Raw genomic sequence first — 21,003 nt, forward strand, 5'->3', positions numbered from 1 at the left:
CGTGGACGCCGCGCGAAGCACGGCGCCCACGGCAGCATCACTGCGCCAGATACCCCCCGTCGATCACGAGCTCCGACCCCGTCACGAAGCTCGCCTCGTCGGAGGCGAGGAACACCAGCCCGGCGGCGATCTCGTTCGGCTTGCCTGCCCGGCCCATCGGGGTCATCGACACCACGTACTCGTTGATCTCCGGCGCCTGCGCATCGGTGAGCGGTGTCTCGATGAACCCCGGATGTACCGAGTTCACCCGCACGTTCTCCTTGGCGTAGGTGATCGCCGCGCTCTTGGACATGTTGCGCACCGCGCCTTTGGTGGCGTGGTAGGCGTGGGCGCCGGAGACGGCGACCGAGCCCCAGATCGACGAGATGTTGATGATCGATCCGCCGCCCTGCGCGATCATGTGCGGGATGACCTCGCGCATGCCGAGCCAGGTGCCGGTCTGGTTCACCGCGATGACGGTGTTCCAGTCGTCGAGGGTGAGGTCGTGCAGCGTCTCGTAGGCGATGATGCCGGCGTTGTTGGCCAGCACGTCGACGTGCCCGTGGGTGCTGATGGTGTCAGCCACCACCCTTTTCCAGTCCTCCTCCTTCGCCACGTCGAGCTGCTGGTAGTGCACCCCGTCGGGGAAGGTGGTGTCGGAGGCGGCGCGCCCGGTCGCGATGACCGTGGCGCCCTCCTCCGCGAAGGCCTCGGCGATGGAGCGGCCGATGCCGCGCCCGGCGCCCGTCACGATGGCGACCTTGCCGTCGAGCCGGTTCACTGGAAGAGCTTCTTCAGCGAGTCGACGCTGAGTCCGGAGGAGAGGATCGCGTCGGGCGGCAGGTCGGCCTCGCACTTGGGCTGCAGGTCGGGGTTCGTCGAGTCCTCGATGATCTCGAGGTTGTAGGTCGACGGCTCGTCGTTCGGCAGTCCGTTGGCGGCGGCGAGGCCCTTGTGCAGAGCGGCCGCGACGACCCAGTTGCGCGAGGACTCGGTGGCGATCTGGTAGGTCGGCTGCGCATCCTTGTACTGGTACCAGAGGCACGCGAATTCGTTCGAGTCGTTGGCCGACCAGACGGGCAGCGGCTTGCCGGCGGCCTCGAAGGCGCGGATGCCGCCCACCGAACCTCCGCCGTAGTCGGCCACGATGCCGTTGATGTCGCCGTACTTCGTGATGAGGCCCGCGACCACCTGCTGCGTCTTGCCGGGCTCCCAGTCGGTGGCGACGGGGCCGTCCTCGTTGAGGAGGGTGATTCCGGGGTTGGCCTGCACGGCCTCCATCACGCCGTCGAACACGGCCTGCGAGTACGAGTTGCCGGCGATGCCGCCCAGCATGACCAGGTTGCCCTTGCCGCCCATCTTCTCGATGGTCCACTCGGCGAGGTTCTTGCCGTAGGTGTTGATGTCCTCCGACACGAAGTCGACGTAGTCGGTGCCGGGCACGCCGCCGGGGGAGCCGACGAAGGGAACGACCTTGACGCCGGCCTCGGTGGCCTTCTTGATGGTCGGCAGCAGCGCCTCGCCGCCGTCGACGAAGGTGACGATCACGTCGACGCCCTGGGCGACCAGCGAGTTGATGTCGCTGATGGCCTTCTGGGTGTCGCCCTGCGCGTCCGTGTAGATGACCTTCTTGATGTTCGGGCACTTCGCGGCCTCTTCTTCGAAGATGGCCCGCGTGATCTTGCGCCAGGAGTTGCCGCCGAAGCCGTCGGCGAGAGCGACGGTGAGATCCTTGTCGCCGCAGAATTCGCTGATGTCCTGGATGTCGCCCTGAACGCCGACCGTGCCGACGGTGACCTCGGAGGCGGCACCGGAGGAGTCGGTGGAGCCCGCGTCGTCGCCGGCGGAGGAGAGGGAGCCGGTGGAACAACCGGCGAGGGCGAGTATCGCCACCGCGCCGATCGCGGCGAGTGACGCTTTCTTGGTGAACATGGGAATCGTCCCGCTTTCTCTTCGTTGAGTGGACCGCTGCTGGTGTTCTCGTGGACACGCATGCCGGGCGGAGGCCTGGCGTTTCTAGAAGTCTCAGAGCATTCCCGCGGGTGTTTCGCATCACCCTGAGACAGCGGTGCGTCATTTTGCGACAAGCGGTTCGGGAGCCGATCCGCGCGGTCATCCTGGTGTCATTCCCCGACGATGAGGAGAGATTGCATGTCCGCGAATCAGCCCACCGACCTGCTCGGCCGGATCTACGCCGAGTGGACCGTGGAGTTCGAGGCCAACCCGGAGATGTCGCTGCAGCTGCTGCGCTGGGTCTTCGAGGACTGGCAGCGCGCCACGACGGAACCTGAGGGTGTGACCTACCAGACGACCTCGATCGGCGGTGTTCCGGGCATCCGGGTGACGCCGCTCGACGCCGACCCAGCCCAGATCCTGCTCGTGCTGCACGGCGGCGGATTCGCGCTCGGCTCCTCGTCGAGCCACCGCAAGCTGGCCGGGCACCTCGCCAGGGCCTGCGGGGCCACCGCGTTCGTGCTCGACTTCCGGCTCGCGCCCGAGCACCCGTATCCGGCGCAGATCGAGGACACCCTCGCCGTGTATCGCGCGCTCCTCGCCGACGGGTTCTCACCGGCCGATGTCACCTTCGTCGGCGACAGCGCCGGCGCGAGCATCGCCATCGCCTCCGTGCTCCGACTGCGCGACGAGGGCGAACCGCTGCCCGGCCGGGTCGCGACCATGTCGCCCTGGCTCGACATGGAGAACTCCGGCACCACGATCGAGACCAACGACGACACCGACTTCCTGATCGCGCGCGAAGGCCTGCAGGGCAACATCGACCGCTACCTCTCCGGGGGAGCATCGCCGACGCATCCGCTGGTCAACCCGCTCTACGCCGACTTCACCGGCTTCCCGCCGCTGTACATCGTGGCCAGCGACGCCGAGTCGCTCTTCCACGACGCCCAGCGACTGGATGCGCTCGCCCGCGCCGCCGGGGTCGACGTCACCTTCGCCGTCGGCGAGGGGATGCAGCACGTCTACCCGTTGCAGGCGGGCAACCTGCCCGAAGCCGATCAGGCGATCGCCGACCTCGCCGCCTGGTACACGAACACTCGAAAGGACAACTGACATGAGCACCTCCCCCTCTCGCGATTTCGACGCCGTGGTCATCGGCGCCGGATTCTCCGGACTCGCCCTGCTGCACCACCTGCGCGAGATCGGCCTGAAGACTCTCGTGGTCGACGGCGAAGACGGCATCGGCGGCACCTGGTGGGTGAACCGCTACCCCGGCGTGCGCACCGACAGCGAGTTCAGCTACTACTCCTTCTCGTTCTCGAAGGAGGTGCGCGAGGAGTGGACCTGGTCGCAGCGGTACCCGTCAGGACCCGAGGTGCTCGAGTACCTCAACTTCGTGGCCGACCGGCTCGACCTGCGCAAGGACATCCGTCTCAACACCCGCGTCGACTCCGCCGTCTACGACGAAGACGCGAACCTCTGGACCGTGAACTTCGCCGACGGGTCGTCGGTCACCACGAAATACCTGATCAGCGGCATGGGTGTGCTCTCGCAGGCGATCTACCCCGACATCCCGGGGATCGACACGTTCCAGGGCGAGAAATACCACACGGCGCACTGGCCGCGCACCGGGGTCGACCTCGCCGGCAAGAAGGTGGGACTGATCGGGCTGGGCGCCTCCGGCATCCAGATCGTTCCGGTGATCGCGCCCGAGGTCCACGAGTTCTTCGTGTTCCAGCGCACCCCGAACTTCATCGTCGAGACCACCAACGAGGGTGTCTCGACGGAAGAGATGCAGTACGTGCGGGAGAACTACGACGCGATCTACGAGAAGGCCGCGAACCATCCGTTCGGGGTGGCGATGGAACCGGCCGAGTTCTCGGCGCTCGAGGTCTCGCCCGAGAAGCGGCGCGAGATCTTCGAGTCGAAGTGGAACGAGGGCGGATTCCATTTCGCCAACGAGTGCTTCAACGACCTCGCCACCAACCACGAGTCCTCGGAGCTGGCGGCGGAATTCATCCGCTCGAAGATCCGCGAGATCGTGAAAGACCCGGCCACGGCCGACCTGCTCTCGCCCAAGACCTACTCGTTCAACGGCAAGCGCGTGCCCACCGGACACGGCTACTACAACACCTTCAACCTCCCGCACGTGCAGTTGATCGACACGGCGAGCGAGCCCATCACGCAGATCACCGAGAAGGGCGTGAAGGTCGGCGACACCGAGTACGAGCTCGACGTGCTGATCTTCGCCACCGGATTCGACGCGATGACCGGCACGCTCACCCACATCGACATCCGGGGACGCGGCGGGCGCACCCTGCGCGAGAAGTGGCAGGAGGACGGCTTGAAGTCGAACCTCGGCATCAACGCGAACGGGTTCCCGAACTTCTTCATGTCGCTCGGGCCGCAGACGCCGTACTCGAACCTGGTGGTGCCGATCCAGCTCGGCGCCCAATGGCTGCAGCGGGCGCTGAAGTGGGCCGAGGAGAACGGGATCGAGCGTTTCGAGGCCACCCCCGAGTCGGAGGAGTGGTGGGCCGCCGAGACCGAGCGCACCGGCAAGGCCACCGTCATGTACAGCGAGGGCAAGAAGGCCAAGGCGTGGTTCCTCGGTGAGAACGTGCCCGGCAAGGCCGAGGAGTTCCAGGTCTACATGGGGGGAGGCCAGGTGTACCAGGAGCACTGCCGGCGGGCCGAGGCCGAGGGCTACGCGTCGTTCCTCGCGCCGGCGCCGGTGAACGCGTGACGGGCCGGCTGGCGGGCAAGGTCGCGCTCATCACGGGCGCGGCCTCGGGGATGGGCCGCGCGACCGCGGAGCTGTTCGCGGCAGAGGGGGCGACCGTCGCGGTCACCGACTTCAACGCCGTGCTCGGGGCCTCCGTGGCCGACGACATCGTGGCGGCCGGCGGAGCGGCGCGGTTCTGGGAGATGGACGTGTCTCGGGAGGCGAGTGTCGCATCCGTCGTCTCCGCCGCGGCCGCCGTCTTCGGGGGGCTCGACATCCTGATCAACTGCGCCGGCATCATCGGGGTCGACAAACCCACCCACGAGGTGAGCGAGGAGGAGTGGGATGCGCTCTTCGCGGTCGACGTGAAAGGCGTGTTCTTCGCCACCAAGCACACCGTGCCGCACCTGATCGAGCGGGGTGGCGGGTCGATCGTGAACTTCTCGTCGATCTACGGGCTCATCGGCAACGACGAGTTCACGCCGTATCACGTGGCCAAGGGGGCGGTGACGATGCAGACGCGGCAGGATGCGGCGTCGTACGGTCGCTACAACATCCGCGTCAACTCGGTGAACCCGTCGACGGTGCTGACGCCGTTGGTCGAGGGCATCGCCGCCGAGTTCCCGGGCGGATTGCCCGCCTACGAGGAGATGATGACGGCGAACCAGTCGATCCGGAGGCTCGGCCGGCCGATCGACGTGGCCTACGGGGTGCTCTACCTCGCCTCCGACGAGGCGAGCTGGGTGACCGGGGTCAATCTGCCGATGGATGGCGGTTACACGGCGCGGTAGCGCCGGGGCGACCGGGTGGGTCGGCGTCGCCCGTCAGCCGCGGCGGCGAAGCTTGTTGATGCCGCGGCCGAGCTTGCGGGCGCCGCGCTGCACGAGATTGCGGTGCACGCGCGGGGCCTTCCATCCGTCGTCCTGGCGCACCAGCACGGCCATCGCCTGGTCGAAGAGCTCCCCGGTGGGCACCCACGACTCGAGCGAGAAGCCGGCCTCGCCCCAGACCTTCTCGACCCACGGACGGGGAGCGACGGCCCAGGCGTAGAAGCTGCGGGCGCGGGGCCCGTCGTCGTCGGCGCCGCCCCCGGCGAACACGAACTGGCCATGGCCGGCGGCCTTGGCGCTCGCCTCGGCATCCGGAACCACCTGGGCGAGGTTGGTGGCGAACTTGTCGGCTTCACCCGCGGCCACGGCAGCCTGGGCCCCGGCCACCACGGCGAGGAACTGAGCCTCGAGCACGGTGATGTACACGCGGGACCCCGGATGCGTGAGCCGCCCGAACTCGGCGGCCCACTTGCGGTGCGCGTCTTCGGAGAGGTGCGAGAACACGCTGAACGCGGTGATCGCGTCGAAGGTGCCCTCACGGAAGACGGTGGGCGGCCAGGGAGCATTGGTGACGGCGTTCAGGCCCGGCAGCGTGCTCTGCAGCAGCACCGACATGCTCGAGTCGACGTCGCTCGACCAGAGCTGGTCGGCGCGCAGCCGGCGCAGCAGCATCCGGCTGATCCGGCCCCAGCCCGAGCCGAAGTCGAGCACCGTCTGGGTGGCGAGATCGCCCTCCGGCCACTGCTCGAACGCGCGGTCGACGAAGCGCTCGGCCTCGGCGTAGGCGGCTTCGTAGTTGGCGCCGACGAACTTCTCCTGGATCTGCTGCGGCGGGTTCCGCGGCGCGCGATCCACCGGATCGGCGATCTCGGGGAGCTCCTCGAGCGTGGGAGCGGCGGCGAGCCTCCGCACGAAATCGCTGACGGTCTCGTCGCTCGGCATCGGTCCTCCAACGGTTCACTGGCGCGCCCATCTTGGCACATTTCGACGGGCGCGACAGGCCCGTGGCCCGGTCGACCCGACATACTGGAGGCACCGGAATCGACCCCGAACGATTTCACCGTCACGACCGCTCCCGCCAGGAAGGCCGCCTCATGTTCCCGTTCGACTCCCTCCTCATCGCCGCGCTCGTCGCCGTGGCCGTGATCATCGTCTTGATCGTGGTGATCACGTTGCTGCGCGGCATCAAAGTCGCCAAGCCCGATGAGGCGATCATCGTCACCTCCCGCCAGAAGGCCGTGAAAGCCGGCCAGACGCCGCTCGAGGAGACCGAGAACGCCGGGCAGCGGGTGGTGTTCGGATCGCGCGTGTTCGTGAAGCCGATCGTCGAGGCGCACTTCAAGCTGTCGCTCCGCAGCCGCCAACTGAACGTGCAGGCCACCGCGCAGACGAAGGACGCCATCACCATCAAGGTCAACGCCGTCGCGGTGGTGAAGGTGGGCGGCTCGGAGTCGATGGTGCGCGCCGCCGCCCAGCGCTTCCTCAACCAGCAGGACCAGATCGAGACGTCGACCGAAGAGGTGCTCTCGGGTTCGGTGCGATCGATCGTGGGTCAGCTGACGGTGACCGAGATCATCACCAACCGGCAGGCGCTGCAGGGCCAGGTGCTCGATGCGGTGCGCGAGTCGCTCGACGTGCAGGGTCTGCAGATCGACACGCTCCAGATCAAGGAGATCGACGACGACAACGGATACATCCGCGACCTGGGCCGCGCCGAGGCCGCGCGCGTGAAGCAGGTCGCCGAAGTGGCCGAGTCGGTCGCCCGCCGCACCTCGGAGGAGGCCCGCATCGAGGCCGACCAGGCCGTCGCCGAGCAGCAGCGCAAGCTCGATCTGCGGAACGCCGAGATCCAGAAGGAGACCGACAAGGCGCGGGCCGAGGCATCTGCTTCCCGCCCGCTGGCCGAGGCGATCTCGCAGCAGGAGGTCATCGCGCAGCAGGAGATCACGGCCGGCAAGCGCGTGGGCCTGCGCAAGCAGGAGCTCGACGCAGAGATCCGCGCCGTGGCCGACGCCGAGGCGTACTCGCTGGAGAAGAAGGCGCAGGCGGATGCTGCGGCCGCTGTCGCCGCCGCCAACGCCGAGCGCGACCGCCGCAAGGCCCAGGCCGAGGCCGTGGAGGCCGAGGGTATCGCCGAGCGCAACCGCCGGCGCTCGGCCGCGGAGGCGACCGAGGCCGAGGGTATCGCCGAGAAGAACCGGCGCATCGCGGCGGCCGAGGCACTGCGGGCCGAGGGTGAGGCCGAGGCGAACTCCATCCGGGTGAAGGGCGCCGCCGAGGCGGAGGCGACCCGGGCGCAGGCCGACGCCCTCGAGGAGCGCGCCGACGACCTGCTGCGGCAGCAGGTGATCGGGCAGTTGCCGGCCATCGTGCGCGCCGCATCCGAACCCCTGGCGGCGATCTCGAACATGACCGTGATCTCCAGCGACGGCGAGGGTGCCGGCCAGGTCGGGCAGAACGTGGCGGCCCAGCTGGCGACGTCGATGCAGCTCGTGAAGGATCTCGTGGGCATCGACATCGCCGAGATCGTCACGGGCCGAGCCACGGGCGCGGCGGCCGGCGCCGCCTTCGCGCAGGCAACCCCCGCCCCCACCCGCGCCGCCCCGACCGCCTCCACCCCCGCGGAGTAGATCCACTCGTCCCGAACGGGGCTTCCCGGCGCTTTTTGGCCCAGTTAGGGACGAGTCGGTGACGAAAGAGGATGCGCCGGGTAGCGTGGGGCCATGGCGAGCGAAGTCGAGATGCTGACCGTGCCGGGGCCGCACGGACCGCGGGAGGTGCGGCTGTCGAGCCCCTCGCGCGTGATCTGGCCCGAGCCCGGCATCACGAAGCGCGACCTGGCGCAGTACATCATCACGGTCGGCGAGGCCTTCGTGGCCGCCAACGGCGACCGGCCGCTCTCGCTGCAGCGCTTCCCGGGCGGCATCGACGGCGAGCAGTTCTTCTCGAAGAACCCGCCGAAGGGCGCCCCTGACTACGTGCGCTCCGTGCCGGTGGTCTACCCGAGCGCCCGCACGCATCCGCAGCTCGTGATCGACGAACCCGCGGCGGCGGTGTGGGCGGTGCAGATGAACACCGTCGTGTTCCACCCCTGGCCCTCGCGCGCCGAGACCTCCGATTTTCCCGACCAGTTGCGCATCGACCTCGATCCGCAGCCCGGCACCGACTTCGACGACGCGATCCCCGCGGCCATCGACCTGCGCGCGGTGCTCGAGGAGGCCGGTCTCACCGCCTTCATCAAGACCTCCGGCAACCGCGGCCTGCACGTGTTCGCGCCGATCGAGCCCACGCACGAGTTCCTCGAGGTGCGCCACGCGGTCATCGGCATCGCGCGCGAGCTCGAACGGCGGATGCCCGAGAAGGTCACCACGAACTGGTGGAAGGAAGAGCGCGGCGAGCGCATCTTCGTCGACTTCAACCAGGCCAACCGCGACCGCACCATGGCCGGCGCCTACAGTCCGCGCGCCCTCGCGCACGCACCCGTCTCGTGCCCGATCACCTGGGACGAGTTGGAGAGCGCCGATCCGCGCACGTTCACCATCCTCACCCTGCCGGAGCGTCTCGCGACGGTGGGTGACCCGTGGGCCGAATTCGGTGCGCATCCGGGCACCATCGAGCAGGCGCTCGGCTGGTGGGAACGCGACCTGGCGGCGGGGCTCGGCGAACTGCCGTTCCCGCCCGACTACCCCAAGATGCCGGGCGAACCGCCGCGGGTGCAGCCGAGCCGGGCGAAGAAGGAGCCGGCGGCGTCGGCGGAGTGATGCCGGGGCGTCACACCAAGACGTCGCTCAGGTCGTAGGCGATCGGTCGCTCCAGCTGCTCGAAGGTGCAGGAGCGGGCATCGCGATCGGGTCGCCAGCGGTCGAACTGCACGGTGTGGCGAAAGCGCATCCCCTCCATCTGGTCGTAGCGCACCTCCATCACGCGGGTGGGTTCGAGACGCACGAACGAGACGTCCTTGCCCGACGAGAAGCGGCTGCGCTCGGTCTCGCCCGTGACGGCTGCTCCGGATGCGTCGTGCAGCACGAGCGGGGCCAGTTCGTCGACCAGTTCGAGCCTCCGCGCGTCGCTGAACGCCGAGGCGCCGCCCACGTTGCGCAGTTCGCCGTCGGCGTCGTAGAGGCCGAGCAGCAGCGATCCGACGCCCTGTCCGCTCTTGTGCACGCGGTAGCCGAGCACCACGACATCGGCGGTGCGGTGGTGCTTCACCTTGAGCATCACGCGTTTGCCGGGTGCGTACGGCGCGGCGAGGGGTTTGGCCACCACACCGTCGAGGCCGGCGCCCTCGAACTCGACGAGCCAGCGGCGGGCGAGCGCGACATCCGTCGTCGCCTGGGACACGTGGATGGGGTCGCCGAGTCCGGCCGCGAACGTCTCGAGGGCGGCGCGCCGCTCGCCGAACGGTGCGTCGAGCAGCGACTCGTCGCCGAGCGCGAGCAGGTCGAAGGCCACGAACATCGCGGGCGTCTGCTCGGCGAGCAGGGCGATCCGGCTCTCGGCCGGGTGGATGCGCTGCGACAGCAGCTCCCAGTCGAGCTTCTCACCGCCCGGCGCGCCGCTGCGCACCACGATCTCGCCGTCGAGAACGCAGGGCCCGGAGAGCAGGTGTGCGAACGCCTCGACCAGCTCGGGGAAATAGCGGGTGAGCGGCTTCGCGCCGCGACTCGCGATCTCGACGGTGGTGCCGTCGAACGAGACGATGCCGCGGAAGCCATCCCATTTCGGTTCGTAGCTCAGCCCTCCGTCGATGCGGTCGGGCTCAGGGACGGCGTCGACCGCCTTCGCGAGCATGGGGGAGACGGCGGCGGCGGTGGCGAGGGCAGTGGAGGCCATGCCTCGATCATGCTCTGATCGGGCAGCGCGCGACAGTCGCGTCGGATTTTCGCTAGGTAATCTAGTTACGTTGCGATCGGTCTACTGTTGAGCCTATGGATGCGCCCGAGGGAGATTCTGTCACTCACTTCTGGTACTCGGGAGAGCCTGAGTCGCAGGCCGCCGTCGACGTGCTGCAGGCGCTCCGACGATACCGCGTAGCCGAGACCCGGATGCGCGCCCGCACCCGCCAGCAGATGCGGATGGGCGAGAACGACATCCTGGCCGTGCGGCACGTGATCCGCGGTCGGCAGACCGGGCGCTTCATCAGCCCGAAGGATCTCGCGGAGCTGCTCGACATCTCCTCCGCCTCCACCACCACGCTGATCGACCGGCTCGAGAAGTCGGGGCACATCGAACGCCGCCCGCATCCGACCGACCGGCGCGCCCTCATCCTCATGCCCACCGACAGTGCCGACGGCGATGTGCGGGCCGCGCTGGCCGACGCGCACGCGCGGATGCTCGAGGTCGCCGAGTCGCTGACGGCCGAAGAGCGGGGGATCGTGGTGGCGTTCCTCGACCGGATGTCGGGGGCCGTCGGCGCCTGAGCGCCGCCCTCCCTTCGCGATCGCGCGCACCAGGACCACGACGCCGGTGGCGACACCCGCTGCCGCGGCGACGGCGAGGGCCACGGTCTTCGGATGCTCCTTGGCGGCCGGGGTCGGATCGAGGCCGTGGTCGGGTGCGCCGTGATCCGGCACACGCGGGTCGCGCGGGTCGCACGGCTCACGTGGGTCATCCGGAGCCCGGCCGAACGGACGACGCGCGTGGTCGGCGGCGGCGCGGCGCGCATCCGTGGTCGACGACGAGCGGGGATCGGGAGGTCGTCGAGCGCGGCAGGATGTGCCTCCTCCCCATCGTGCGCCCCTTCGGCGAGATCGCAACCCCTGGAGCCGGTCTCGCGCCTGCTACCGTTGCCTCGTGGGCGTGCGAATCGAGAAGGTCGACCTGCCGGGCATCGGTGTCCGGCACGACCTGCTGACCGAGAACGGGCGGCGGGTGAGCGTCGTCTCGCACCGCGACGGCGACCGGGATCTCGCCCTCTTCGACCTCGACGACCCCGACTCCTCGAGCGACTCGGTTCCCCTCACCGACGACGAGGCGGCGGCGCTCGCCGACCTGCTCGGCAGCTCGGTGACCATGAGCCGGCTCACCAGCCTCGCCGGCGACGCGGCGGGCCTGTTCACCGAGCAGTTGCTGCTGCCCACCGACTCGCCCTACCTCAACCGTCCGCTCGGTGACACCAAGGCGCGCACCCGCACGCGGGTGTCGATCGTCGCGCTGGTGCGGGACACCAAGGTCATCCCGTCGCCGACGCCGGCCGACATCCTGCGACCGGGCGACATCATCGTCGCGGTCGGAACGCGCGAGGGCCTCGACGCCCTCAGCCACATCATCGCCAACGGCCCGGGCTAGGGGCCCGCCCATGCATGAGACGACGTTGATTCTGATCGAGGTCGGCGCGCTCTTGCTGGGTATGAGCCTGCTGGGGAGGCTCGCCATCCGTATCGGCATCTCGCCGATCCCCTTCTATCTCGTGGTCGGGCTGCTGTTCGGCGAGGGCGGCATCGTGCCCCTGGACGCCAGTGAGGACTTCTTCCAGGTCGGCTCGGAGATCGGGGTCATCCTGCTGCTCGCGCTGCTGGGCCTGGAGTACACGGCGCAGGAGCTGCTCACCAACCTGCGGCAGTCGCGCACGGCGGGGCTCATCGACGGGCTCTTCAACGCGTTGCCGGGGGCGCTGCTCGCGCTGCTGCTGGGCTGGGGGCCGGTGGCGGCGGTGGCGCTCGCCGGCGTGACGTGGGTGTCGTCGTCGGGTGTGGTGGCGAAGATGCTGCGCGACCTCGGGCGGCTGAGCAACCGGGAGACGCCCGTGGTGCTCGCGATCCTCGTGATCGAAGATCTCGCGATGGCGTTCTACCTGCCGATCCTCGCGGCGCTCGTGGTGGGGGTGAGCCTGCTGCAAGGGGCGATCGCCGTCGCCATCGCCGTGGGGGTGGTGGCCGTCATCCTCTACATCGCGTTGCGGCACGGCTCGGTGATCTCGCGCATCTTCACGCCCGAGCATCCGGAGCCCCTGCTGCTCGGGGTGCTCGGCCTCACCATGCTCGTCGCCGGGCTCGCGGCCGAGGTGAACGTCTCGTCGGCGGTGGGGGCGTTCCTCGTGGGCATCGCGGTCTCGGGGCGGGTCGCGCAGCGGGCGAGCCAAGTGCTGACGCCGTTGCGCGACCTGTTCGCCGCGGTGTTCTTCGTGTTCTTCGGGTTGACGACGGATGCGAGCGAACTCACGGCCATGCTCATCCCGGCCGCCCTGCTGGCGGTCGCGACCATGGCGACGAAGGTGGCTTCGGGCTACATCGCGGCGCGGCGGGCCGGGATCGGGGTGCCCGGGCGGTGGCGCGCGGGCCTGGCCCTGACGCCGCGCGGAGAGTTCTCGATCGTGATCGCCGGACTGGCGCTCTCGGCCGGGGTCGAGCCGAGGCTGGCGCCGCTGGCGACGGCCTACGTGCTGATCACGGTGGTGGTGGGGCCGTTCCTGGCACGTATTCCCGATACGGCATGGTTCAAGGATGCGGTGCGGCGGCGTCGCCGGGCCATCGCGAGCTAGTCGGGGTGAACCCCGGGCGGGTCAGGGGAGGTCGACGACCGGCGTCATGGCGGCGAGATCGTTCTCGATGCCGATCTCGACGAGGTCGACCCGGCCTGCCAGGCGGGCGCCCGCACCCAGCAGCAGGCCGGCCTTGATGCCGCCGAAGGTGACGGTGACGTCGGCCGGCAGCACCGCGTCGTCGGCGACCGCGCCGGTGTCGGGGTCGATACCGCTCGGGATGTCGACCGCCACCACGATCGGTCCGGGTGCGTGGGTGGCCTCGGTCGGGCCGCCGATGTCACCGTCGGCCCCGGCGCGCTCTCCCAGACCGGAGCGGATGGCCAGAACCACCGCGCGGGCCGTGCCGCGGAGAGCGGGGGAGCCCGTGGACGTTCCGGTGCCGATGATCCCGTCGACGATGATGTCGTAGTCGGATGTCGCGCGGGCCGGCAACTCGCGCGGGGCCTCGGCAGGGGAGCGGAGGGCGGTGTCGGCGGTGTCGGTTCGGCCAAGGGCGTCGATGGTCGCGGCGTCGGCGTCGACGAAGCGCACTCCCGCGGTGAGCGCTTCGGCGCGGCCGGCCTCGTGCATCCGCGAACCCACACCGAGGGCGGAGACCTCCACGGTGCGACGCGGGACATCCGCGCCCGCGAACACCCCCGAGCGCGCGAGGCGAGCCCCGGCGAACAACGCGTCGCCCCCGTTGTCGCCCGAGCCGATGAGCAGCAGAACCCGCGGCCGTGGGGCATCGGGCCGGGACTCGAGCAGCTGCAGGATGCGGTCGGCGAGCGCCTGCGCGGCCCGCTGCATGAGTGGCTCGCCGGCGGCCAGGTGCGGTCTCTCGGCCTCGCGCACCTGCTGGGCGGTGTATCCGCGGATCATGCCCTCATCGTCGGCCGGTCACGGCAGGGGCGCAACCGCGATCGGGAAACGCCTGGTCACGTGGAGAAACCTCTCAGGATCACCGCACATACTTGTTGCTTCAATCGTTTGCCCCGGGAAACCCGAACACCCGATACCCCCCCCGGATCTCCGTGAACGCTACCGCCGAAGCCGTGCCGGCTTCCCGGTAACCCGACACCGACCGTCACCGCCAACTGCCGCGCGGACCCGCGACCCTTCGTCGCGCTGTTCCGCCGCGCCCGCTCGAGAAGCGAGTTCTGCGGCAGGAGTGCTCCCGAGCGCATCCGTGCGCATGCACCCATGGCTCAACCATTGGAAAACATGTTCAACGCTCCCCGCAAGACCACGCCCGAAACGCTCACCCCGCAGAAAAGCACCGCCCCGAACACCGCCCCGGCCCCGACCGAATCCGCGGTCACGCGCCGCTCGCTCCGCCCTCAGCGCGGCTCCGTCATCGCCCCGTTCGCCGGCATCGCGGCGGCCGCCGTTCTGGTGACGCTCGCCTCCTTCGCGAATCCGGCCATCGCCAACGCAGAGAACGCCGCCGGCTCGACCGCCTCGGCCGGCGCCACCACCGCTCCGAAGGTCGACGAGCACGCCGAGCTGCTGCAGCGCACCACCGAGCGGGCCGACACCCGCGCCGAGGAGACGGTCGCCCAGGCGACCGCCGTGCTGGCCACGGTGAAGGGCAAGGTCGACACCGCCCCGCTCATCTCTTCGGTCGCCTCCCTGGCGAACTACCCGTACCTCGACACCACCACGGTGCAGACTCTCACCAACACCGCCGTCACGGTCACGAGCCAGGCCAAGGCACAGGCCGCCGCGGTCGACAAGGCCGCAGCGGATGCCGCAGCCGCAGCAGCCGCGCAGGCCGCGGCGGACGCACAGGCCGCGGCCGACGCGATCGCAGCCGCCAACACGCCCGACGGCGCCCGCACCGTCGCAGCGCAGATGGCCGCCAGCCAGTACGGCTGGGGCGACGACCAGTTCCAGTGCCTCGACTCGCTCTGGACCAAGGAGTCCGACTGGAACTACCAGGCCGAGAACGCCGGCAGCGGCGCCTTCGGCATCCCGCAGTCGCTGCCGGGCAGCAAGATGTCGTCGATCGCCGACGACTGGGCCACGAACGCCGTCACCCAGATCTCCTGGGGCCTCGACTACATCGCCCGCGGCTACGGCACCCCGTGCGCCGCGTGGGGACACTCGCAGTCCGTGAACTGGTACTGATCCCGATGGATGCCAGGCCTTCGCACTAGCGTGAGGGCATGGCGTCGATCGTTCGAGGGGTGCGGCGGGTGGTCGCGCGATTCTCGCGCAGCCGGTTCTTCCGGCGGGTGGGGCCCACGATCATGCCACCGCTCGAGCGCGGCATGACCTGGCTGACGCGCGGGCGCGTGCAGTTGAGCGGATTGCTCGTGCCCTCCCTCGTTCTGCACACCACCGGCGCGAAGTCGGGCCTCGAACGCGAGACGGCCCTGATGTACTGTCCGGAGCCCAGAGGGCGGATGCTCGTCACCGGCAGCAACTTCGCCGGACCGCACCACCCGGCGTGGAGTACGAATCTGCTCGCGCATCCGGATGCCTGGGTGAGCCTGCACGGTCAACACGTCGACGTGCGCGCGATCCTGATCGGCGACGACGAGCGGGAAGCGGTGTGGGCGTACATCGAGCGGCAGTGGCCGGGCTATCGGGGCTACGAACGCGCATCCGGTCGCACGCTGCGCATCTTCCGCCTCACGCCCGTCGCCTCCGGGCGTTGAGCCGCACGTCTTCGCGCTTCGGACGCGGAGGATGGCGCGAAAACGTGCGGATGGGGGAACCGGCGCGGCCGGCGCCATCCTGACGGCAGCGGTGCGAGCCGCGTTCCCATCGCGCACCGGCGCCGACGGCGTGAGCGCCGTCGGGGCGGTCAACGCGAAGCTCGCCGGCGACCTCGGGAGCGTCGGCAGCGTCGCCACCCTCTTCCAGGCCGTCGTCGACACCGCGTCCGGTCGCATCGACTACGCGGTTGCCGGCCACGGCCACCGCCTCTCGGCGATCGTGCGCCGCACGTCCTCGCCGCACGCCGCCGTCGCCCGCTTCGCCGAGCTCGCGGCATCCGCTCGCGCCCCGACGACGTCACTGTCGCGCAGGGCCGGTGCGGTCTGGAGACCGTGTTCAATCGCCCGTCGCCGCGGATCACCGCGATGCCGCCGCCGAGCGATGCGGTCGCGAACTCCATCGATGTCTCCCCCTGGAAGTAAGCTGGGTTCAAGCTATCGAAAGCGCTGGCTGCCGAGAGGAGGAGGGGTGTCCGATCCGGAACGCGCGATCGCGCGCATCGTGCAGACGTATCCGAACGTGAAGGTCGTGCTGAGCGACTCGGTGTTCAGCGACTCCTACTTCCATTCCGCCGGAGCCGACGGGGGCATCCTCTACATCAACGCCGAACTCACCGGAGTGATCGCCGCCCAGGAGGGCTGGACCGGATCGATCATCACGACCGAGGCGCTGCCCGAAGCGTGAACGTGCCCAACGCCATCTCGTTCGGGCGACTCCTCATCCTCACCCCGTTGTTCGTGGTGCTGCTCCTGGTATTTCGCAACCCGCTTCTGGCGCTCATCACGCTCGTCGTGCTCGGCATCACCGACTGGGCCGACGGCTTCATCGCCCGCCGTTTCGACCAGCAGACCGATCTCGGCAAGAAACTCGATCCGATCGCCGACCGCGTCAGCCAGTTCGTGGTGTGCGCCACGCTCGTGGTGGCCGCGCTGGTGCCGTTGTGGATGGCGATCGTCATCCTGCTGAGCGATCTGCTGCTCGGAATCACCATCCTGGTGCGAAAGCCCGGCATCGTGAAGGTGCGGTGGATCGGGCGCTTCCGCACCGTGCTGCTCATGGTCGGGTTCCCGCTGCTGCTCGTGATCGCGTCGTTCTGGCCCGGAAACGCGGGGCTGAACCTGTTCGCGCTGATCGTGGTGGGCGCCGGATGCGTGCTGCACGCCATCGCGAACCTCGAGTACACCTACGCGCTGCTGCGGGCTCCGGCGCGACCTTCCGAAAAGGCCGACGCGGGCTGAGCGGCCTCGGGCCCGGGCCGGTCAGCCGCGGGCATCCACCTCGGCGATCCGCCGCTCGACGATGAGACGCACGGTGGCTTCGCTCAGCGGGGCGTCGTTCGGGAACTGCACGGTGGCGCCCGAGAGTCTTCCCTCGGTGAGTGCGCCCTCGGCTTCGAGCGCCTTGGCGAGCGGTGGACTCATCAGGTGCAGGCTGCAGTGCTTCTGGGCGGCGGAGAGACCGAGCAGGCCTTTGCCGCGGTAGGAGAAGATCGGGATCTGGTAAGAGATGCCCTCGGTCGCGTCCGGGATCGCCGCCAGCAGCGCCGCGCGCACGGCGGCGAGCGCCGGGCGCTGCTCGTCGGGCACGGCGGCGAGGTACTCCTCGACGGTCTCGGCAGCGTATCCGCGTGGCACGTGATCCTCCTCGATCGGCTTGGTTTCAGGGTATTTCCCGATGGAGGCCGCCACAATGCAGGGAATGAGCACCACCGACGCCTCATAGGACCCCGGTGCCACGCATTCTGTGCATTATGGCGGTCGCGTCCGGTGCCGGTGCCGGTGTCGACGGGATCAGAGCGGATAGGCGACGGCGTCGGCTGCGTCGAAACGGCAGAGCACGGTGACTCCAGTGGTGAGGTCGAGGGCGGCGACCTCAGCGGGGGCGAGGTCGGCGGCGATGCGCTCGGTGCGCACGTGCACGACGTCGCCGCGCGGCTCGAGGTCGAGCACGGTGCCGGGCACGATGTTCGTTGTGGTGGAGGCGGTGGTGCGCGCACTCGCCGCGGAGATGGCTGCTGCGGAGGCGGAGGTGTCGGCGAAGGGCGGTGAGGTCTCCACCGAGACGAGGGCCGGCCTCACGGCCACTGCGGCGCGTGCGCCGGGCACGAGCGGCTCGTCGGCGGCCGCCACGATGCGCTGCCCGCCCTCGATCACGACCGATCCCCACTCCGGCTCGCGGGAGCCGGCCGCGTCGGCCAGTGCCGAATCCGCGATGTGCGTCGCCGGCTGCGACGCATCCGCCACCCCGATCAGCACGTTCAGGGCCGCGAGGCCCGCGGTGAATTGGTTCGAGGGGCGTTCGAGCACGGCGCGGGTGTGGCCGATGTCGACGATGCGGCCGCCGTCCATCACCACGACGCGGTTGGCGAGGGTGAAGGCGTCGAGGATGTCGTGGGTGACGATGATCGCCGTGCGCCCGTCGAGCACGCGCCGGAGCATGCGGCGGAGGGCGGGCGCAACGGCGATGTCGAGAGCGGCCATCGGTTCGTCGAGCAAGAGGAGGCGGGGGTCGGATGCGAGGGCGCGGGCGACCGCGATACGTTGCGCCTGCCCGCCGGAGAGTTGGGCCGGCTTGCGATCGGCGAGCTCGGCGGCGTCGACTTCGTCGAGCCAACGCGCCGCCAGTTCGTTCGCGTCGCCCGTGCTCGGCCGCCGGCGCGCGCCGCGGCGGCTGCGCGGGCCGAACGCCACGTTGTCGAGCACGCTCAGGTGAGGGAAGAGTAGCGCCTCCTGGGCCAGCAACGACACCCCGCGCTCGTGCGGCGGCAGCCACCGCCGCCTGCCCGGGTCGCGGCGACCGCCGCCGCCCCGCCCCGCGTGCTCCGGTGCGCCGGAGCTGCCCCGCCCCGCATCATCCCGTGCTCCGCCGTCGCGCGGCCCCACGTCGAACAGCACCGTCTCGCCCAACATCGCCCGGCCGGCATCCGGGCGCACCAACCCGGCGAGCACGTTCAGCAGCGTCGACTTGCCAGCGCCGTTCGGCCCGAGCACCGCCACGGTCTCGCCCTCGGCCACCGACAGGGAGACGTCGAACCCGCGCTCGGCCAGACGTGCGCCGAACTCCAGGCTCATGCCGCCCCGCTCTTCCGCACGGGCGTGGGTGCTGTCGTGGCAGGCGCCGCCCGCAGTCCGCCCCGCAATGGTCCCGACTCCCCGGCCTGGTGCGCGATGCTCACGACGATGATCGCCACCACCACCAGCACCAGCGAGAGTGCCACCGCGGCATCCGGATCGGTCTCGCGCTCCAGGTAGATCTCCAGTGGCAGGGTGCGCGTGACTCCCTGCAGACTGCCCGCGAAGGTCAGCGTCGCCCCGAACTCACCGAGCGCCCGCGCGAACGAGAGCACCGCGCCCGAGAGCAGGGCCGGCAGCACGAGTGGCAGCGTGATCCTCCGCAGCACCGTCGTGGGAGCCGCGCCGAGTGTGGCCCCGACCGCCTCGTAGCGTGTGCCCACCGTGCGCAGGGCTCCCTCGAGGCTCAGCACGAGGAACGGCAGCGCCACGAAGGTCTGCGCCAGCACGACGGCGGTGGTCGAGAACGCGATCTCGATGCCGAGCACGTCGAACGTCGACCCGAGCAGCCCGCGGCGGCCGAAGGTGTAGAGCAGCGCGATTCCCCCCACCACAGGCGGCAGCACGAGGGGCAGCAGCACGAGCGATCGCAGGATCTTCTGCCCCCAGAACTGCGTGCGCGCCAGCACGATCGCCATCGGCACGCCGAGCAGGATGCACAGTGCGGTCGCGGTGAGCGAGGTGCGGAGGCTGAGCCAGAGCGCATCGATCGACGACTCGGAGGTGATGAGCGGGATGAACTGCGCCCAGTTCACCCGCACGACCATCCCGACGAGCGGCACCACCACGAAGAGGGCGCCGACCGCGGCGACGACCGCGACCCACCGAGGCACGCCGGCGTAGCGGGCGGATGCAGAGGGTGTGGCGGTCATCGGAGCCTCACGATCGGGGTGGCGGTGATTTCGGGAGGAGGAGAGTGAAAGCGAGGCCGTATTCGGGCCCGCTTCGCTCCACGTCCTCCCGAATTGACGACTCTCTGGCGGCGCGCGGTCTAGGGTGCTCCGAATCCGGCATCGGCGAGCACGCTCTGGCCCACCGAGCCTGTCACGTAGTCGACGAAGGCCTGCGCGACCTCCGCCTCCGCGGAGTCCTTCACCACGGCGATCGGATAGGTGTTCACCGCTCCGCTCGACTCGGGGAACTCGATGCCCTTCACGGCGTCGCCCGCGGACTTGACGTCGGTGACGTAGACGAGCCCGGCATCCGCTTCGCCCGAGGTCACCTTGCCGAGCACGTCGGTGACCGACGACTCCTCGCTCACCGGAGAGAGTGTCACGCCCGAGGCCTGCTCGACGGCGACGGTGGCCGCTCCGCACGGCACCTGCGGGGCGCACACCACGAGCTTGACGCCGGGCGCGGCCAGATCGGCGAAGGAGGTGATGCCCGCGGGGTTGGTGGGCGGCACCGCGATCTCGAGCACGTTGGTGGCGAAGTCGACGGGCGCGGCGGGGTCGATCAGAGCCGCGTCGGTGAGCTTGGACATGTTCTTCTCGTCGGCCGAGGCGAAGACGTCGGCGGGCGCACCCTCGGTGATCTGGGTCACCAGGTCGCTCGATCCGGCGAAGTTCAGCTCGATGGTGGTGCCGGGGTTCTCGGCCTCGAATCGCGCGGCGAGATCGGTGAAGGTCTGTTTGAGCGAAGCGGCGGCGAAGACCGTGATCGAGCCGTGGAGCGAGCCGGCGGTGGGGGTCGCGGATGTCGGCGTGGAAGCCCCGGGGCCGTCATTCGTGCCGGAACCCGACCCCGCGCATCCGGCCAGCACCGCGACGACGGATGCGGCGAGCAGCCCGACCGCGATGCGGGCGACCGCGTTCCTCGTGGCCACGCGGGTCATGCGTTGCCTCCGGGGGTCTCGATCATGACCGTCGTGGCCTTCACGACGGCGATGGCGACGGAGCCGAGTTCGAGGCCGAGTTCGCGAACGGCTTCGCTCGACATGAGCGAGACGACGCGGTGCGGGCCGCATTGCAGCTCGACCTGGGCCATCACCGTGTCGAGGGTGATCCCGGTGACGAGCCCCACGAAGCGGTTGCGGGCGCTGCGCCCGATCTCCGACGGATCGGCCGGCAGCACGGCGTTCTTGCGAGCGAGTCGCGCGAGCGAGAGGCCGTCGACCGCGGTGCGACCGGATGCGTCTTTGCTGTTCTCGAGCAGACCGGAGTCGATCCAGCGACGTACGGTGTCGTCGCTGACGCCGAGGAAGGCGGCGGCGTCTTTGATCCGAATTTGCGACATGGAATCCATGCTACTGCCGCACGT

General features: G+C 69.8%; 22 protein-coding genes. 12 read left to right on the forward strand and 10 right to left on the reverse strand.

Annotated elements, in window-relative coordinates:
- Window positions 1-37: 37 nt before the first annotated feature.
- Both BLW00_RS22465 and BLW00_RS22470 read right to left on the reverse strand, forming a co-directional pair.
- On the reverse strand, window positions 38-760 hold the full coding sequence (locus BLW00_RS22465) for an SDR family NAD(P)-dependent oxidoreductase (RefSeq protein WP_092558515.1): 723 nt from the start codon (window positions 758-760) through the stop codon (window positions 38-40).
- Window positions 757-1,911: an ABC transporter substrate-binding protein gene (locus BLW00_RS22470; RefSeq protein ID WP_092558517.1), complete on the reverse strand. Its 1,155-nt coding sequence runs from the start codon at window positions 1,909-1,911 to the stop codon at window positions 757-759. Before BLW00_RS22470 ends, BLW00_RS22465 begins: the two co-directional genes overlap by 4 nt.
- Before the next feature lie 219 nt (window positions 1,912-2,130).
- Here BLW00_RS22470 and BLW00_RS22475 point away from each other — a divergent pair, with 219 nt between their 5' ends.
- Genes BLW00_RS22475 through BLW00_RS22485 form a run of 3 tightly spaced genes read left to right on the forward strand, consistent with a single transcriptional unit; the run spans window position 2,131 to window position 5,448 of the window.
- Complete coding sequence (locus BLW00_RS22475) at window positions 2,131-3,045, forward strand: alpha/beta hydrolase (protein ID WP_217634481.1); 915 nt, start codon at window positions 2,131-2,133, stop codon at window positions 3,043-3,045.
- A 1-nt stretch (window position 3,046) separates the two neighbouring features.
- Window positions 3,047-4,678 carry a flavin-containing monooxygenase gene (locus tag BLW00_RS22480; protein WP_092558522.1) on the forward strand — a complete coding sequence of 544 codons (1,632 nt, stop codon included), beginning with the start codon at window positions 3,047-3,049 and terminating at the stop codon, window positions 4,676-4,678.
- Window positions 4,675-5,448: an SDR family NAD(P)-dependent oxidoreductase gene (locus tag BLW00_RS22485; protein WP_217634482.1), complete on the forward strand. Its 774-nt coding sequence runs from the start codon at window positions 4,675-4,677 to the stop codon at window positions 5,446-5,448. The genes BLW00_RS22480 and BLW00_RS22485 overlap by 4 nt, the downstream gene beginning before the upstream one ends.
- A gap of 33 nt (window positions 5,449-5,481) precedes the next feature.
- Here the strand turns inward: BLW00_RS22485 and BLW00_RS22490 are convergent, their stop codons facing one another.
- On the reverse strand, window positions 5,482-6,429 hold the full coding sequence (locus tag BLW00_RS22490) for a class I SAM-dependent methyltransferase (RefSeq protein WP_092558524.1): 948 nt from the start codon (window positions 6,427-6,429) through the stop codon (window positions 5,482-5,484).
- A gap of 152 nt (window positions 6,430-6,581) precedes the next feature.
- On the opposite strand from BLW00_RS22490, the gene BLW00_RS22495 reads away from it, so the two are divergent.
- Both BLW00_RS22495 and ligD read left to right on the forward strand, forming a co-directional pair.
- The gene (locus BLW00_RS22495; protein ID WP_092558526.1) at window positions 6,582-8,117 is read left to right on the forward strand and encodes an SPFH domain-containing protein; all 1,536 of its coding nucleotides are present in this window, start codon (window positions 6,582-6,584) and stop codon (window positions 8,115-8,117) included.
- Between the two features lie 93 nt (window positions 8,118-8,210).
- Window positions 8,211-9,248, forward strand: coding sequence for a non-homologous end-joining DNA ligase (gene ligD / locus BLW00_RS22500; protein WP_092558528.1), 1,038 nt, complete (start codon window positions 8,211-8,213; stop codon window positions 9,246-9,248).
- Between the two features lie 10 nt (window positions 9,249-9,258).
- On the opposite strand, the gene BLW00_RS22505 is transcribed toward ligD, so the two are convergent.
- On the reverse strand, window positions 9,259-10,320 hold the full coding sequence (locus BLW00_RS22505) for an ATP-dependent DNA ligase (protein WP_092558530.1): 1,062 nt from the start codon (window positions 10,318-10,320) through the stop codon (window positions 9,259-9,261).
- 95 nt (window positions 10,321-10,415) lie between these two features.
- Here BLW00_RS22505 and BLW00_RS22510 point away from each other — a divergent pair, with 95 nt between their 5' ends.
- The 3 genes from BLW00_RS22510 to BLW00_RS22520 all read left to right on the forward strand — a co-directional run bounded on the left by BLW00_RS22510 (window position 10,416) and on the right by BLW00_RS22520 (window position 12,967).
- Complete coding sequence (locus tag BLW00_RS22510) at window positions 10,416-10,907, forward strand: MarR family transcriptional regulator (protein WP_092558532.1); 492 nt, start codon at window positions 10,416-10,418, stop codon at window positions 10,905-10,907.
- Between the two features lie 373 nt (window positions 10,908-11,280).
- Window positions 11,281-11,775 (forward strand): cation:proton antiporter regulatory subunit, encoded by a 495-nt coding sequence (locus tag BLW00_RS22515; RefSeq protein WP_092558534.1) that lies wholly within the window; start codon window positions 11,281-11,283, stop codon window positions 11,773-11,775.
- A 10-nt stretch (window positions 11,776-11,785) separates the two neighbouring features.
- Window positions 11,786-12,967 (forward strand): cation:proton antiporter, encoded by a 1,182-nt coding sequence (locus BLW00_RS22520; protein ID WP_092558536.1) that lies wholly within the window; start codon window positions 11,786-11,788, stop codon window positions 12,965-12,967.
- Between the two features lie 21 nt (window positions 12,968-12,988).
- Here the strand turns inward: BLW00_RS22520 and BLW00_RS22525 are convergent, their stop codons facing one another.
- Complete coding sequence (locus tag BLW00_RS22525; protein WP_092558538.1) at window positions 12,989-13,831, reverse strand: NAD(P)H-hydrate epimerase; 843 nt, start codon at window positions 13,829-13,831, stop codon at window positions 12,989-12,991.
- A gap of 342 nt (window positions 13,832-14,173) precedes the next feature.
- Between BLW00_RS22525 and BLW00_RS23700 the strand changes: the two genes are divergently transcribed.
- From BLW00_RS23700 to BLW00_RS22540, 4 genes are read left to right on the forward strand one after another with little or no spacing between them, the layout of a single operon-like run.
- Window positions 14,174-15,079, forward strand: a complete 906-nt coding sequence (locus tag BLW00_RS23700; RefSeq protein WP_245741751.1) for an aggregation-promoting factor C-terminal-like domain-containing protein — start codon at window positions 14,174-14,176, stop codon at window positions 15,077-15,079.
- A 38-nt stretch (window positions 15,080-15,117) separates the two neighbouring features.
- Window positions 15,118-15,612, forward strand: a complete 495-nt coding sequence (locus tag BLW00_RS22535; RefSeq protein ID WP_092558540.1) for a nitroreductase family deazaflavin-dependent oxidoreductase — start codon at window positions 15,118-15,120, stop codon at window positions 15,610-15,612.
- A 31-nt stretch (window positions 15,613-15,643) separates the two neighbouring features.
- On the forward strand, window positions 15,644-16,357 hold the full coding sequence (locus tag BLW00_RS23705; RefSeq protein ID WP_175494571.1) for a hypothetical protein: 714 nt from the start codon (window positions 15,644-15,646) through the stop codon (window positions 16,355-16,357).
- Entirely contained in the window at window positions 16,354-16,911 is a 558-nt protein-coding gene (locus tag BLW00_RS22540; RefSeq protein WP_175494573.1) for a CDP-alcohol phosphatidyltransferase family protein, read from the forward strand. The genes BLW00_RS23705 and BLW00_RS22540 overlap by 4 nt, the downstream gene beginning before the upstream one ends.
- Before the next feature lie 21 nt (window positions 16,912-16,932).
- Here BLW00_RS22540 and BLW00_RS22545 read toward each other — a convergent pair whose 3' ends face one another.
- The 5 genes from BLW00_RS22545 to BLW00_RS22565 form a co-directional block, all read right to left on the reverse strand.
- Window positions 16,933-17,307 carry an iron chaperone gene (locus BLW00_RS22545; RefSeq protein ID WP_175494575.1) on the reverse strand — a complete coding sequence of 125 codons (375 nt, stop codon included), beginning with the start codon at window positions 17,305-17,307 and terminating at the stop codon, window positions 16,933-16,935.
- Between the two features lie 156 nt (window positions 17,308-17,463).
- The gene (locus BLW00_RS22550; protein ID WP_092558546.1) at window positions 17,464-18,744 is read right to left on the reverse strand and encodes a sulfate/molybdate ABC transporter ATP-binding protein; all 1,281 of its coding nucleotides are present in this window, start codon (window positions 18,742-18,744) and stop codon (window positions 17,464-17,466) included.
- Window positions 18,741-19,616: an ABC transporter permease gene (locus BLW00_RS22555; RefSeq protein WP_092558548.1), complete on the reverse strand. Its 876-nt coding sequence runs from the start codon at window positions 19,614-19,616 to the stop codon at window positions 18,741-18,743. The genes BLW00_RS22550 and BLW00_RS22555 overlap by 4 nt, the downstream gene beginning before the upstream one ends.
- A gap of 119 nt (window positions 19,617-19,735) precedes the next feature.
- Window positions 19,736-20,578 (reverse strand): molybdate ABC transporter substrate-binding protein, encoded by an 843-nt coding sequence (gene modA / locus BLW00_RS22560; RefSeq protein WP_092558550.1) that lies wholly within the window; start codon window positions 20,576-20,578, stop codon window positions 19,736-19,738.
- The gene (locus tag BLW00_RS22565) at window positions 20,575-20,979 is read right to left on the reverse strand and encodes a TOBE domain-containing protein (RefSeq protein ID WP_092558572.1); all 405 of its coding nucleotides are present in this window, start codon (window positions 20,977-20,979) and stop codon (window positions 20,575-20,577) included. The genes modA and BLW00_RS22565 overlap by 4 nt, the downstream gene beginning before the upstream one ends.
- Between the last annotated feature and the right edge of the window lie 24 nt (window positions 20,980-21,003).

Source organism: Herbiconiux ginsengi, from assembly GCF_900107435.1.
Lineage (GTDB): Bacteria > Actinomycetota > Actinomycetes > Actinomycetales > Microbacteriaceae > Herbiconiux > Herbiconiux ginsengi.

Coding starts and splice junctions, on each gene's coding strand:
- BLW00_RS22470 (WP_092558517.1), bottom strand. CDS start 1,911: ATGTTCACCAAGAAAGCGTCACTCGCCGCGATCGGCGCGGTGGCGATA.
- BLW00_RS22475 (WP_217634481.1), top strand. CDS start 2,131: ATGTCCGCGAATCAGCCCACCGACCTGCTCGGCCGGATCTACGCCGAG.
- BLW00_RS22480 (WP_092558522.1), top strand. CDS start 3,047: ATGAGCACCTCCCCCTCTCGCGATTTCGACGCCGTGGTCATCGGCGCC.
- BLW00_RS22490 (WP_092558524.1), bottom strand. CDS start 6,429: ATGCCGAGCGACGAGACCGTCAGCGATTTCGTGCGGAGGCTCGCCGCC.
- BLW00_RS22495 (WP_092558526.1), top strand. CDS start 6,582: ATGTTCCCGTTCGACTCCCTCCTCATCGCCGCGCTCGTCGCCGTGGCC.
- ligD (WP_092558528.1), top strand. CDS start 8,211: ATGGCGAGCGAAGTCGAGATGCTGACCGTGCCGGGGCCGCACGGACCG.
- BLW00_RS22505 (WP_092558530.1), bottom strand. CDS start 10,320: ATGGCCTCCACTGCCCTCGCCACCGCCGCCGCCGTCTCCCCCATGCTC.
- BLW00_RS22510 (WP_092558532.1), top strand. CDS start 10,416: ATGGATGCGCCCGAGGGAGATTCTGTCACTCACTTCTGGTACTCGGGA.
- BLW00_RS22520 (WP_092558536.1), top strand. CDS start 11,786: ATGCATGAGACGACGTTGATTCTGATCGAGGTCGGCGCGCTCTTGCTG.
- BLW00_RS22525 (WP_092558538.1), bottom strand. CDS start 13,831: ATGATCCGCGGATACACCGCCCAGCAGGTGCGCGAGGCCGAGAGACCG.
- BLW00_RS23700 (WP_245741751.1), top strand. CDS start 14,174: ATGTTCAACGCTCCCCGCAAGACCACGCCCGAAACGCTCACCCCGCAG.
- BLW00_RS22535 (WP_092558540.1), top strand. CDS start 15,118: ATGGCGTCGATCGTTCGAGGGGTGCGGCGGGTGGTCGCGCGATTCTCG.
- BLW00_RS23705 (WP_175494571.1), top strand. CDS start 15,644: ATGGCGCGAAAACGTGCGGATGGGGGAACCGGCGCGGCCGGCGCCATC.
- BLW00_RS22550 (WP_092558546.1), bottom strand. CDS start 18,744: ATGAGCCTGGAGTTCGGCGCACGTCTGGCCGAGCGCGGGTTCGACGTC.
- BLW00_RS22555 (WP_092558548.1), bottom strand. CDS start 19,616: ATGACCGCCACACCCTCTGCATCCGCCCGCTACGCCGGCGTGCCTCGG.
- modA (WP_092558550.1), bottom strand. CDS start 20,578: ATGACCCGCGTGGCCACGAGGAACGCGGTCGCCCGCATCGCGGTCGGG.
- BLW00_RS22565 (WP_092558572.1), bottom strand. CDS start 20,979: ATGTCGCAAATTCGGATCAAAGACGCCGCCGCCTTCCTCGGCGTCAGC.